Source organism: Shinella sp. 838 (assembly GCF_029623935.1).
Classification (GTDB): Bacteria; Pseudomonadota; Alphaproteobacteria; order Rhizobiales; family Rhizobiaceae; genus Shinella.
In genome coordinates, this window is the sequence record NZ_JARSBQ010000004.1 from 304,116 (window position 1) to 316,105 (window position 11,990).

The following is an 11,990-nucleotide window of genomic DNA, read 5'->3' on the forward strand; positions in this document are numbered from 1 at the left end:
TCACACCCCCAGGAGCTTGCGGTTGAGCCGGAAGACGGTCACGTAGATCGCCGTCACCACGGCGATCATCAGGAAGATTGCGGCGCTTGCCGCCGAGCCGACGCCCATGTCCTGGAAATTGACCAGTACCTCGCGGGCGTAGATCGACACGGTCTTGGTGTCGTCGCTGTTCGAGGACAGCACGAAGCTGAGGTCGAACATGCGCAGCGCATCGAGCAGCCGGAACAGCACCGCGACGGCGATGCTGGGCGCAAGCAGCGGCAGGGTGAGCGCGGTGAACTGCCGCCATTCCGACACACCGTCGATCGAGGCGGCCTCGTAGATGCTTTTGGGCAGCATCTGCAGGCCGGCAAGGATGAGCAGCACCATGAAGGGCGTGGTGATCCAGACGTCGACGGCGATGATGACGGGCATCACGAGATCGGGATTGGCCGTCCAGGCGATGCCGTTGTCGATGAGGCCCATGAGCTTCAGCACATGGTTGAGGATGCCGAACTGGTCATGCAGCATCCACTGCCACATGCGCGCGCTGACGACGACGGGGATGGACCAGGGAATGAGGATGACCGCGCGCATGAAGCCGCGGCCGGAAATGTGGGCGTTCATCAAAAGCGCGATGGCAAGTCCCAGCGCTGTCTCGATGGAGACCGAAATGACGGTGAAATAGAGCGTGTTGCGGACCGACTGCCACCACAGCGGATCCTCGAACAGCGTGAAATAGTTTTCGAGGCCGATATAGTCGTAGATGTCGGGTTCGGTGAGGAAGGCATCGGTGAAGGAGAAGAGGAAGGTCCGCCCGAGCGGCCACAGCGCCACGGCGAAGAGCACGAGGAGGCTCGGTGCGAGGAACAGCCAGGCCGTACGCGCCCGCTTGGCATTGAGGCCGATGCGTATCGCTCCCGTCGCCATGTCACATCCTCCCCGGCTTGATCGTGCACTCTTCCTTGTCGAAGAGATGCGCACGCGCGTGGTTCCAGCCGACGGCGATGGTGGTGCCAGACCGGATTTCCGGCTTGCCCTGTGCCTTGACGACGATCGAACGCCCATCGCCGACGGTGAGATGGACGAGGGATTCCCCGCCGAGCGGCTCGACGAGCAAGACTTCGGCCTCGAGCGTCGCCTCGCCGCCACCGAGGATCAGGTCTTCCGGGCGGATGCCGAGGCTGACGTCGCCGGCATAGTCATGGGCGGGAAGGCGATAGCTTCTGCCGGATAGCGACAGCACGCTTTCCTCACCTTCCCGCCCCAGCGTTCCCGGGAGGAAATTCATGCGCGGTGAGCCGATGAAACTGGCGACGAAACGGTTGGCCGGACGCTCGTAAAGCTCCATGGGGGTGCCGACCTGCGCGATGCGGCCGTCCTTCAGCACGACGATGCGGTCGGCGAGCGTCATTGCCTCCATCTGGTCGTGGGTAACATAGACCGTGGTGGCCTTCACCTCGCGGTGGATGCGGGCAATTTCCACGCGCATCTCCATGCGCAGGTCCGCATCGAGGTTGGAGAGCGGTTCGTCGAACAGGAAGAGCTTCTGCTGGCGCACGAGGGCGCGACCGATGGCGACACGCTGCTGCTGTCCGCCGGAAAGCTGGGCGGGGCGGCGGTCGAGCAGATGGTCGATCTTGAGGAATTTTGCGGCCTTCGTGACGCGCTCGCGGATTTCGGCGGCGGGAAGCCGGGCGGTTTCCAGGGCGAAGCCGAGATTGCGTTCGACATTCATATGCGGATAGAGCGCGTAGGACTGGAAGACCATGGCGATGTTGCGTTTTGCCGGCGGCGTCTCGTTCATACGGCTATCCGCGATGCGCAGCTCGCCATCGGAGATTTCCTCCAACCCCGCGATCATGCGCAGCAGCGTGGACTTGCCGCAGCCCGAGGGGCCGACGAAGACGACGAACTCGCCCTCGGCAATCTCGAGATTAACGCCGTCGATGACCGTCAGCGCGCCGAACCGTTTGACGACATTGATGAGATCTATACCGCTCATGGCCGTTCCATCTTGCTGAGTGTCTTTTTCGCTATTTTTTCGTGCGCCCGGGCTGCCAGCGCTGCCACGCCGATGGCGCAGGCCGTGTCACCGATGAGGCTCGGCACGATCGGCATGTCGCGCGCTCCGTCCGCCCAGATGAATTCGCGCGTCAGTGCGGCAAGCCGCGGCGTCACCTTGGGGGCGCTGCCGATGCCGCCGCCAAGGACGAGCAGGGCGGGGTCGAGCGTGTTGATGAGCTGGCCGAGATAGGAGGCGAGCGAAAGGAGCGCATTGGCGACCATCTCCGCGGCGCGCGGGTCCGTCGCCTCGGCTTCGAAAAGCGCCAGCGCGGAGGCATCCGGGCGCCCGGTGATCGCACCATAGCGCTCGCCGAGCGCCTTGCCGCCGGCAAAAAGTTCCAGATTGTGCCGCACCGCGCGGCCCTTGTCGTCAAAGGCGACGATATCGCTGCCGGAGAAATGGATGGCGAAGCCACGGGCGCCTTCATAGGGCGTGCCGCCGATGACCAGCGAATGGGAGAGGCCGGTGGAGATGGTGGCGTAGACGAAGGGATCGACGCCCCTGCCGGCGCCCATCCAGCCCTCGGCGAAGGCGGCGGCGCGCACGTCGCTGTCGATGTGCAAGGGGGCGAAGGCGCCGAGCCGGGTGCGGTAGTCGAGGCCGCGCCAGTCGAAATTCCAGGCAGAGGCCGGCTCGCCGTCCCGTGTCACGAGTTCCGGCAGGCAGATGCCGAGGGCTGCGATGTCGAGGGTCTGCCCGCGTGCGCGATCCTGCATGGTTGCCGCGAGGTGGCAGACGAGATCGAGCACCGCGCTGCCGCCGTCCTGGCAGGGCGTCGCCTCGGTGCGCTCGGCGACGACCGCGCCGTCCGAAAGCCTGACGATGCAGGCCTTCGTCTTGGTGCCGCCGACATCGACCCCGATCGCGTGCCGTGTCATGGTTGTGCTCCGGCGGCCGTATCGGCGTGGAGCTCGCCGTTCCGGCACTCGGCGAGAATGGTTGCCGGCCAGGACGGATCGTAGGCTTCTGCGCCCGAAAGGCGGCGGAAGGCCTCGCGCTTGCCGTCACCCCAGACGATCATCGCGACGGCCTTGGACAGCGCGGCGATGGAGCCGATGCCGATGGTGAGACCGTGGGTCGGCACGTCCTCGATACCGCGGAATTCCGGGAAGGTCGCAAGATTGTCGCGCCGCGTCTGCTCGGCGAGCGTGACGATGCGGGTGCGGCTGTCGCGGGCGGAGCCGGGTGGGTTGAAGGCGATATGGCCGTCGCCGGCGCCGGAGGCGAGCAGGAACAGGTCGATGCCGCCGAGAGCTGCGAGCATGCCGTCATAGGCTTCCGGCTCGGCGATGGCAGGCATGTGGAAGTTTGCCTCCGGCATGCGCAGGCCGTCCGGCAGCGCCCGGTTGATGCGACCGACGATCTCCCGTTCGCCGAAGCCGCGGCAGGAGTAGTGCGCGCTGGCGGCTGGAGGAAAGAGGCCGGCGCCACCGGGCAGCAGATATTCGTCCATCATCGCGATGACGAGATGCGAACAATCGATGGGCGCGGCGGCGAGCTGGCGCTCCAGCGCCTGATAGACCGGCATCGGGCTTCGCCCGCCCGGGCAGCCGAGCACATAAGGTCGCCCGGCGGCATTGGCGGCACGGATCTCCGCGAGGATGCGGGCGGCGAGATGCGCGCCGATCGCCTCGGGCGTGTCGTGGATCAGGGTCTTCATCGGCCGCTCCGTCCCGCAAGCAGGGTCGAGACGAAGGTGAAGTTGCGCGTGGCGATCGCCTCCGGCGTCTCGGGGTGTTTCGGCGCAAGATCCTGTTCGACGACCAGCGGGCCGTCATAGCCGCTCGCCAGCAGCGTCTCGAGAAAATCGGCGATGTCGACGGCGCCGCGGTCGAGATCCGTCATGATGCCGTCCTCGAAGGCGCGGTCGCAATGGATGTTCTCCGCCAGCACCCTGTCGCGGAAGGTGCCATCGACATTCTTGAGATGGATGGCATTGATGCGTGCCGTGTGCCGCAGGAAGAACACCTTCGGATCGGCTTTCCAATAGGCGTGGTGGCCGGTATCGAGGCAGAGGCCGACGAGATCGGGATCGGTCTCCGCAAGAAGCCGATCGATCTGGTCCTCATGTTCGACGCAGGTGCCGACATGCGGGTGGAAGCTGAACTGCAGGCCGTAGTCCCGCACGATCCGGGCGGAGAGCAGGGTCAGTTCGACGACGGTGCGCCAGCCGGCCTCGTCGACAATACCCATCTGGTCCTTCGGGTAGAATTCGGATTCATCCATCAGGATGAAATGCGTGCCGCCGACGGCCGTGAGCAGAGAGCAGATCTGATGCGTCCGTTCCGCAAGGGCGTCCGCGGTCCCCGCATCCGCCAGCGTGTGGACATGGGCCGCTGCGACCATGGAGAGGCCGCGGCTGGTCAGCTCGCGTGACAGCACTGCGGGATCGGTGGAGAAGTAGCCGTAGGGGCCGAGTTCGGTATGCCGGTATCCGGCCGCGACGATGCGGTCGAGATAATCGGCCCAGCCGAGGTCGTTGCCGGTGGGCCAATAGACGCCCCAGCAGCACGGTGCGATCGCGATATTCACTGTCTTTTCCTTGGGTTTCCCCGAGCGTTTCGACTGTTCCTCGAACCGCCGAAACGCTCGGGCTTCTGTTTCGCGCAACTCCGGACCAAAGGCGCTATGCCGCCCTTCCGGAATTGCCCACGGCGGTTACCAGCCGCGCTTCTTCAGCCTTTCCAGGTCGCTGCTCACCTTGGCGAGCGCGTCTCCGGCGCTTTCCTTGCCGCTCAGAACGTTGTGAACGCCGTTGAAGATGCGCTGCGAGACGCGGTTGTACGAGGCGCCCGTGACCTGCGACGGCCGCGAGGCGCTTTCCGCATAGGCCTTTTCGGCAAAGCGCAGCGAGGGGTTCTTTTCCAGGATTTCCGTATCCTGGTAGAGCGCCTTCAGCGTCGGGCTGTAGCCCTGCAGGGCGCGGCGCTTCTGTTCCTTGGCGTTGGTGAGGTATTGTACCAGACTGACGGCCGCATCGACATCGTCGGCATATTTCGAGACGCCGAGAAGGCCGGCACCGTAGCAGCCGCTGGATTTCTCGCCTTCCGCGCCGACCGGCAGCGCCATCACGCCGACCTTGCCGAGCAGCGACGAGCCTTCCGCCTGGCTGGTTCCCCAGACATAGCCCCAGTTGCGGTGGAAGATGGAATTGCCCGCCTCGAAGACGCCGCGCGAACCTTCCTCGTCATAGTTGAGTACGCCTTCCGGGCTGATGCCGCCGATCCAGGTGCGGGCGAGTTCCAGCGCTTCGATGGCCTTCGGATTGTTCGCGGTGATCTCGCCGTCCGGCGAGATGAAGGTGCCGCCGCCATAGGAGGCGACCCATTCGAGCGCGTCGCAGGTCAAGCCTTCATAGGCGCGGCCCTGCCAGACGTAGCCCCACATGTCCTTGTTGCCGGCGGTGCGTTCCTGTTCCTGGACGGACTTTGCCGTCTCGGTCAGTTCCGCCCAGGTCTTCGGCTCGGCCTTGCCGTATTTTTCGAGCAGGTCCTTGCGGTAGAACATCAGGCCGGCATCGACGAACCATGGCATGGCGAGCAGCTTGCCCTCGATGGTGCTGTCGGCGAGCGCAGCCTCGAAATGTCCCGAAAGCTCCTCTGCCGACACTTTTTCCTTGAGATCGACCAGATGCGAGGCGAGTGCACCGACCCAGATGTTGTCGAGCGTCAGAACGTCGATGTCGCCCGATTTGCCGGCGAGAAGCTGCTGGTAGAGCGGCAGGGCCTCGCCCCAGTTCGCCGGCATCTTGTTGATCTTGACCGTGTTGCCGGTCTCTTTTGCCCAGGCCTCGGAGGCCGATTGGCAGAGTTCGAGTTCGGCCCCGGCCGAGCTGCAGAAGATCGACACTTCCGCCGCTGCCGCAGAGCCACCCCACAGGACGGCGCCGATGAGCGCCGTCGTTCTCAGAAATCCATCCCGCTGCACTGTGTTTCCTCCCACACCGCGTTAAGCACGAGAAATTACTATACCGTCTGGTCGGTAAAGTAAAGCGAGCGGAATGCCCCTTTGCGAAGAGTGTGGACAATGTCAGGATACTCTCGGTGCGGTCCCGTGGTGCGTCTCCAGCGTCATGCGGCCCTGTCGAGGCGATCGCGCAGGCTCATGCCGACCATCACCATGCGCGCGGCATCTTCCGCCGCCCGGGCCAGGAGCTTCGGGGCGCCGGAAATTGCGTCTTCCAGCGAGCAGGGGCGGCTGAGGATGGAGGCGAAGGCATCGATGCCGTGCTCGAAATTGAGCCGTACACCCTTGCCGAGCGTGCCGGCGAGCGCGATGACGGGCACGCCCATCTGCTTTGCCCGGTGGGCCACCTCGGCCGGTACCTTGCCGAAAGGCGTCTGTCCGTCGAGGCTGCCTTCCGCGGTGATGACGAGGTCAGCGGTCGCCATGAAGCGATCGAGTTCCAGATATTGCATGACGATGTCGTAGCGGGGATGGAGCCTTCCGCCGAGAAGGCCGAGCACCGCTGCGCCAAGCCCGCCGGAAGCGCCGGCACCGGGCGCCGTGCCGACCTCGATGCCGGTCGTGCGCTGGATGGCGCCGGCATAGATCTCCATCGCGCTTGCAAGGACCTCGACTTGCGCCGGGGTTGCGCCCTTCTGCGGACCGAAGACCCGGGCGACGCCGCGCTCGCCGAGCAGCAGGTTGTGCCAGTTGACGGCCGCGTCGATGCGCACGCGGTCGAGGCGCGGGTCACGGTTGGCCATGTCGATGGCGGCGAGGCGGGCGAGGGCTGCTCCGCCGCGGGGCAGGGGCGCGCCCGTATCGTCGAGCAGCCGGATGCCGAGCGCCTCGGCCATGCCCGCGCCGCCATCGTTGATGCCGCTGTCGCCGCAACCGAGCAGGATACGGCGGGCGCCGCGGTCGAGTGCGGCGCGCACCAGTTCGCCGACGCCGTAGCTTGTGGTGAGGCAGGGGTTGCGCCGGTCGCGCGGCACGAGGCTGAGACCCGCGGCCGCGGCCATCTCGATGACGGCGGTCGGCTCGCTGCAACCGCCGAGGAAGCCGAAATGGGCCTCGACCGGTTCACCGATCGGACCGGTCACCGAGAGGTTATGCAGTGTGCCGCCGGTCGCCTTGACGAGCGCCCTGGTGAAGCCTTCCCCGCCATCGGCCATCGGTGCCTTCAGGATGGTGGCGTTCGGGAAGGCGCGGTGCACGCCCGTTGCGATGCAATCGGCTGCCTCATCCGCCGACAGGCTTTCCTTGAAACCGGAAGGGGCGACAAGAACCGTGAAAGACATGGAGCGTTCCTTTTCTGCTGTGACAACCATGTGACAGGGGAGGAACGGGCGCGCGCGCGGTCTATTCCATCGGGTCAAAAAAAATTAGTCGGCTAAATAAAAAAAGGCCGCCAATGGCGGCCTTCTTCCCTCGTGTTGCGCTTGTTTAGCGCAGCGGTACACCCTGCAAGGGCCAGATCAGCGTTGCGAAGACGACGAGCAGTCCGACGAACGGCACGATCAGGATGGCGGCGAGGCGGAAGAGGTCGGCCTGGCCGAAGGCCGGCGGATCCATGCCGCCGAAGAGCGCCACGGGCTTTGCCGACACCATCAGCGTCTGGCAGAAGCCGCTCGCCAGCGTGACGACCATGACGAGAGCGACGGGATCGGCGCCAAGGGCGGCCAGCGGCAGGGCGAGGGCGGGAATGAGCACTGTCGCCCGCGCCGTGCGGGAGGTGATGATGAGATGCGACAGCGTCGCGGCAATTGCCGCGAAGGCGATGACGAGGGCGGGCCAGGCCGCGATACCCTCACCGGCAAGTCCGACCACCCGCTCGGCGAGCACGGCCGCCGTTCCGGTCTCGAGCAGCGCTTCGCCGATGACGAGCGTGCCGGCGAGGAACAGCAGGAGGTTCCATTCGACGCCCTTCAGTGCGGCCTTCAGGGAAAGGCCAGAAATGCGCTCGGTCGTCAGCAGCAGGGCGGCGGCGATGCCGATCAGCGCCATGCCGATGCCGTGGAGCTGCTGCGTAGCAAAAAGGAGGACCATTGCCGCGGCGATGGCGAGCACGGTCCACTGGCGCCGTGTCATGCGAGTGGGTGACGCTTCCGCGGCAGGGCGGGTGAGCGCCATGCTGCGCTCCTCGGGGCTCAGGAAGAGACGCAGCAGCGCCGCGCAGGCGATCAGCGAGCAGAGGAGGGAGAACGGGCCGGCGAGCGCGAGCCAGCCGAGGAAGTCGGGGCTTTCGCCACCCGTCTTCTTCATCATGTCGGCAGCGACGAGATGGGCGCCCGCGCCGATAAGCGATGCGCCGGCGGACAGCAGGATGACGGAGGGAAAGAGCAGCGCCAATGCACGGTTCACCCGCCCGTTGCCGATGGCCGCCGACAGGCCGAGATAGACCGGTGCCAGCATGGCGGCACGCGCCGAGGTGGAGGGAATGACGAAGGCGGTGGCGAAGATGAGGAGCGTCAGCGTCCAGAACAGGCTCTGCACGGTGTTGAGCCGGGCGAGCAGGCGCGCGATGACCTGTTCGACCACGCCGACCTGCCGCAGCACACCGGCAACGACGAAGGCCGCCAGCATCAGCCAGACGATATCGTTGCCGAGCGAGCGGTAAAGCACGTCCTCGTCGATGGCGCCGACGGCCGCCAGCACGGCCGCGCCGGCCAGCGCCACCGGCGTATCCGGCAGATCGAGAATAGTCCAGGCCGTGATTGCGGCGACGAAGACCGCAAGGGTCAGCCGCATAGGCAGCGTCAGGCCGTCGATCGCCAGGAAGATCAGCATGGCGCTGAAGGCGAGCACGATCGCCGCAACGATCTGCTTGACGCGGGCGAGCGGGACGGTGGCTTGCGAAACCGGGGACGGTTCCCCACGCCGGGCGGCGTGGGGTGCGGGCGGGGCGATTGCATAAAGGGCCAAGATCTGCCCTCCTTTCGGTCTTTCAGGCGGGGTCTCAATCGTCGTCGGACGAAGAGTTCGACGAGGAGTTCGAGCTCGAATTGCTCGAGGAGTTGGAAGAGCTGTTCGAGGAGGAATTGCTCGACGAATTGGAACTCGAATTGGAGTTGGAGTTCCGCGAGGAATTCGACGAGCTGTTGGAGCTGCTGTTGGAATTGCGGTTGGAACTCCAGCTGCCCCGGCGGTCGTCGTCCCGGTCACGATAGGCGCGACTGTGGTGCGCCTTGTTGCTGCGCGTCATCTTCTGCAGGAACCGCTGGACCGGATCGTCCGCGACGGCAGGGGCCGGCGCTGCCGCACCGACCACGAGGAAGGTGCCGAGGATTGCGATGAGTTTCTTCATGGCATGTCTCCTTTGAATGACAGCCTTGCCGGCTGCAAAGGAGGAACGGCGGGATAGGGTGTCTATTCCCAAAAAAACGAAATATTTTTCAATTGCATAGATCGTTTTTTCGTCCATGCGGCATCGCCGCCGCTGCATGCGCAACGGCGGTGAAAGGGCAGTTTTCGTCTTCTGCGGGCTATCGCTGTGCGCGTGCGAACTTGCGGTACCAGCCGTCGGCAGCGAGTGTCTTGCGTAGGATCGTCTTGCGGACCGTGCCCTCCGCCTCGCACTCGGCGCGGATGTCAGCGTCGAGGTCGGAGGTTTCGCGGCGGAAGGGGATGATCTGTACGAGGGGCGTGCCGCGTTCGAGCACATGCAGGCCGTCCTCGCCGGTGGCGAAGAAGGGGAAGTGGATTTCCGACTGGTAGGTATCGGTGTCGACGACGCCGGCCACGACCTCGAAGACGCCGTTCGGCCGGTTGAGCGGCGGCACGAACAGGCAGCTCCAGCCCGGCGGCGTGCGGATGGTCCAGTAGTTGTGGAATTTGCAGGGCGGCAGGGGCTCGCGCGGATTGCCGGCGACCTGGTGGCTCGCATGGTTGCTGACCAGCGTGCGATCGAAATCCCAGCCGCAATCCACGGTCCTGCCGCCATCGGATATCTCCATGCGGACCGTGCCGGAAAGCCCGATCACCCATCCCGCCGCCATGGCGTCGAGAAAGGGCATGCAACGCTTCACCGTCAGGCCGCTGTTCGTCGGAGAGACATGGGCGGCATCGACGGGTGGCAGCTTGCGGAACCAGTCGGGCAGGGCCGTCTTGGCGCGCACCGGGGCGGGGATGACACCCTCGTCCTCCTTGCGGCAGAGGAAGGTCAGCCGGGGCTGCGGTTTCTTCAGAAGGGCGAGTGCCATCGCTGTTCTCCTCATCGTTCGATTGAAGGAGGAACGGCGCCGACTGCAGTCTATTCCCGGCATCCCGAAAAAATGCCGGGAGATGCCGTTCAGCCGGCCACAGCGGCAGCAAGGCGGTAGAGCTGCACTGGCTTGCGCGGTGCACGCCGGATGACGCCCTTCGCCTCAAGGTCGAGTTGCACGGCCTTCATCCACCAGCCCGCCTTCTGCTGCTCCGGAAAATCCGTTTCCGAGAGGAAGGGCAGGAGGGCGGCCTGGGCCTCCGCCACCGTCATGCCAGGCGCGGTGTCCGGCAGGGCGGCGAGAAGCGCCTTGCGCATCGCCATGTATTTCGTGTGGTCCACCCGCTCCGTGCGGCCGGGAATGTTGACGTTCTCGATTTCGATTTTCTCAGGCATCGACGGTTCCTCCCACGGTGATTTTCGGATTGCGGAAGCCCATGGCGATCCATGCCGCCAGAAGCTTGGCATAGAAGGCGACGGTATGGGTCTTGAGGTTCGGCATGTCGGCCGGCAGGCCGGACGTATTGGCAAGGTCGCCGGTCATCGTGCGGAACGTCGCCTTTGGCCGTGCCGCCTCCGGCCACAGATGCAGGTAGAGGCTCAGCCAGTGCGCGCCCTTCATCTCCAGGAAAACAGGTGTGTTGCAGCAGGTCGCGATCACCCGGCGCGAGCCAGCGCCGGGGGAGAGGCGAAACTCCCGGAGGGTTTCCGCGCCGGAGAGGAACTGTATCCGGTCCTTGCGGTACTCCGCCGCGGGTGTCGCCTGGTAGGCGGTCAGTGTGTTCTTCGCGCCGGGAAGGGCGGCGAGCCTGCCGGCGGCGGCCCGGCAGCTGTTGCACAGGCACTCCGAAACGAGGATCGGGTCTCCCCGCAGTTCAAGGCATGTCCGCCCGCAGGCGCAGCCGATCTGGGTCGCTCTCATCATGCGCGTCATCCTCCATGGCATTGAACAGGTGTCGTATGTATCGCTCCAGATGATCGAGGCTTTCGCGCGCGAGCACGGGGTCGTTGCCGGCCTTGGCAAGGACGAAACCGCCCTGCAGCACGGCCTGCATGTGCCGTGCCAGACTGTCGGCCGACCAGTCCGCGGCGATGCCGCGCTCTTGCCGCGCCGTCTCGATATCGGCCTCCAGCGTCGCCGTATGACCGAAGATGCTGCGGCCGCAGGCGTCGCGAATATCGGGCGCGCTCGCGTGCACCTCCTGCGCCATCGTTCCGACGAGGCAGGTGAAATCCTTCAGCGCGCCCGTGATGATCGCCTTGCGGAACGCCACATAGGCAAGGACCCGGGCGAGCGCGTCGTGCGGCGCATGATAGGGCGCGGCTGCAAAATAGGCCGTCGTCGTCTCCGTCCAGAACTCTGCAACCGCCACGCCCAGCGCCTCCTTGCTGGCGAAGTGATGGAAGAAGGCGCCCTTGGTGACGTCGGCTGCCTTGCAGAGATCGTCGACGCTCGTTGCGGCAAATCCCTTCTCGCGGATGATGTCGCGGGCCGCTTCGAGGAGCCGGGTTCGTGCATTGCCGCGTTCGGGGGCGTGTTTGGTCGGTCTGGACATGTTGGAAACATACCATACGGTTGGTATGTGTCAAGAATAGATTGATATCAATCTATTTGGCTGTACCGTCCCATATGCCCTGAGCAGTGCGTTACGTCCAAAACGCCTTGTCTGCCGGCCTTTCCGATGTGGGAGCGGAGCCGTTCGGGGCCTTATGACTTGTCGATTTTCGATCTGCCGCAAACTGCAGGCAAGGCTCCCTCCCTTGTTGGGAGGAGCCGCCGGCCACCCGGAAGGC

Annotated in this window: 13 protein-coding genes; all 13 read right to left on the reverse strand. The window is 65.2% G+C overall.

Annotation, left to right across the window (positions count from 1 at the left end; translation table 11 throughout):
* The gene (locus P9A16_RS16005; RefSeq protein WP_023514797.1) at positions 1-909 is read right to left on the reverse strand and encodes a carbohydrate ABC transporter permease; all 909 of its coding nucleotides are present in this window, start codon (positions 907-909) and stop codon (positions 1-3) included.
* A gap of 1 nt (position 910) precedes the next feature.
* Positions 911-1,984, reverse strand: a complete 1,074-nt coding sequence (locus P9A16_RS16010; RefSeq protein ID WP_023514798.1) for an ABC transporter ATP-binding protein — start codon at positions 1,982-1,984, stop codon at positions 911-913.
* Positions 1,981-2,925: an ROK family protein gene (locus P9A16_RS16015; protein WP_024271380.1), complete on the reverse strand. Its 945-nt coding sequence runs from the start codon at positions 2,923-2,925 to the stop codon at positions 1,981-1,983. Before P9A16_RS16015 ends, P9A16_RS16010 begins: the two co-directional genes overlap by 4 nt.
* Positions 2,922-3,707 (reverse strand): 6-phosphogluconolactonase, encoded by a 786-nt coding sequence (locus tag P9A16_RS16020; RefSeq protein WP_024271379.1) that lies wholly within the window; start codon positions 3,705-3,707, stop codon positions 2,922-2,924. Before P9A16_RS16020 ends, P9A16_RS16015 begins: the two co-directional genes overlap by 4 nt.
* Positions 3,704-4,579 carry a sugar phosphate isomerase/epimerase family protein gene (locus P9A16_RS16025; RefSeq protein WP_023515410.1) on the reverse strand — a complete coding sequence of 292 codons (876 nt, stop codon included), beginning with the start codon at positions 4,577-4,579 and terminating at the stop codon, positions 3,704-3,706. The genes P9A16_RS16020 and P9A16_RS16025 overlap by 4 nt, the downstream gene beginning before the upstream one ends.
* A 126-nt stretch (positions 4,580-4,705) precedes the next feature.
* The gene (locus tag P9A16_RS16030) at positions 4,706-5,974 is read right to left on the reverse strand and encodes an ABC transporter substrate-binding protein (RefSeq protein WP_023515409.1); all 1,269 of its coding nucleotides are present in this window, start codon (positions 5,972-5,974) and stop codon (positions 4,706-4,708) included.
* Between the two features lie 143 nt (positions 5,975-6,117).
* On the reverse strand, positions 6,118-7,293 hold the full coding sequence (locus P9A16_RS16035) for a glycerate kinase family protein (RefSeq protein WP_024271378.1): 1,176 nt from the start codon (positions 7,291-7,293) through the stop codon (positions 6,118-6,120).
* Between the two features lie 145 nt (positions 7,294-7,438).
* On the reverse strand, positions 7,439-8,917 hold the full coding sequence (locus P9A16_RS16040; RefSeq protein WP_024271377.1) for an SLC13 family permease: 1,479 nt from the start codon (positions 8,915-8,917) through the stop codon (positions 7,439-7,441).
* Between the two features lie 34 nt (positions 8,918-8,951).
* A complete protein-coding gene (locus P9A16_RS16045) occupies positions 8,952-9,299 on the reverse strand; it encodes a hypothetical protein (RefSeq protein ID WP_023513822.1) in 348 nt (115 codons plus the stop codon).
* 178 nt (positions 9,300-9,477) lie between these two features.
* The gene (locus tag P9A16_RS16050; RefSeq protein WP_023513821.1) at positions 9,478-10,194 is read right to left on the reverse strand and encodes a DUF6065 family protein; all 717 of its coding nucleotides are present in this window, start codon (positions 10,192-10,194) and stop codon (positions 9,478-9,480) included.
* A gap of 89 nt (positions 10,195-10,283) precedes the next feature.
* The gene (locus P9A16_RS16055) at positions 10,284-10,592 is read right to left on the reverse strand and encodes a DUF6958 family protein (RefSeq protein ID WP_023513820.1); all 309 of its coding nucleotides are present in this window, start codon (positions 10,590-10,592) and stop codon (positions 10,284-10,286) included.
* Complete coding sequence (locus tag P9A16_RS16060; RefSeq protein WP_023513819.1) at positions 10,585-11,121, reverse strand: GFA family protein; 537 nt, start codon at positions 11,119-11,121, stop codon at positions 10,585-10,587. The genes P9A16_RS16055 and P9A16_RS16060 overlap by 8 nt, the downstream gene beginning before the upstream one ends.
* Positions 11,072-11,752, reverse strand: coding sequence for a TetR/AcrR family transcriptional regulator (locus P9A16_RS16065; RefSeq protein ID WP_023513818.1), 681 nt, complete (start codon positions 11,750-11,752; stop codon positions 11,072-11,074). Before P9A16_RS16065 ends, P9A16_RS16060 begins: the two co-directional genes overlap by 50 nt.
* Positions 11,753-11,990: the final 238 nt, after the last annotated feature.

Excerpts from the sequence above, each read along its gene's own strand:
- P9A16_RS16005 (WP_023514797.1), bottom strand. The coding sequence starts at position 909 with ATGGCGACGGGAGCGATACGCATCGGCCTCAATGCCAAGCGGGCGCGT.
- P9A16_RS16010 (WP_023514798.1), bottom strand. The coding sequence starts at position 1,984 with ATGAGCGGTATAGATCTCATCAATGTCGTCAAACGGTTCGGCGCGCTG.
- P9A16_RS16015 (WP_024271380.1), bottom strand. The coding sequence starts at position 2,925 with ATGACACGGCACGCGATCGGGGTCGATGTCGGCGGCACCAAGACGAAG.
- P9A16_RS16020 (WP_024271379.1), bottom strand. The coding sequence starts at position 3,707 with ATGAAGACCCTGATCCACGACACGCCCGAGGCGATCGGCGCGCATCTC.
- P9A16_RS16035 (WP_024271378.1), bottom strand. The coding sequence starts at position 7,293 with ATGTCTTTCACGGTTCTTGTCGCCCCTTCCGGTTTCAAGGAAAGCCTG.
- P9A16_RS16045 (WP_023513822.1), bottom strand. The coding sequence starts at position 9,299 with ATGAAGAAACTCATCGCAATCCTCGGCACCTTCCTCGTGGTCGGTGCG.
- P9A16_RS16050 (WP_023513821.1), bottom strand. The coding sequence starts at position 10,194 with ATGGCACTCGCCCTTCTGAAGAAACCGCAGCCCCGGCTGACCTTCCTC.
- P9A16_RS16055 (WP_023513820.1), bottom strand. The coding sequence starts at position 10,592 with ATGCCTGAGAAAATCGAAATCGAGAACGTCAACATTCCCGGCCGCACG.
- P9A16_RS16060 (WP_023513819.1), bottom strand. The coding sequence starts at position 11,121 with ATGATGAGAGCGACCCAGATCGGCTGCGCCTGCGGGCGGACATGCCTT.
- P9A16_RS16065 (WP_023513818.1), bottom strand. The coding sequence starts at position 11,752 with ATGTCCAGACCGACCAAACACGCCCCCGAACGCGGCAATGCACGAACC.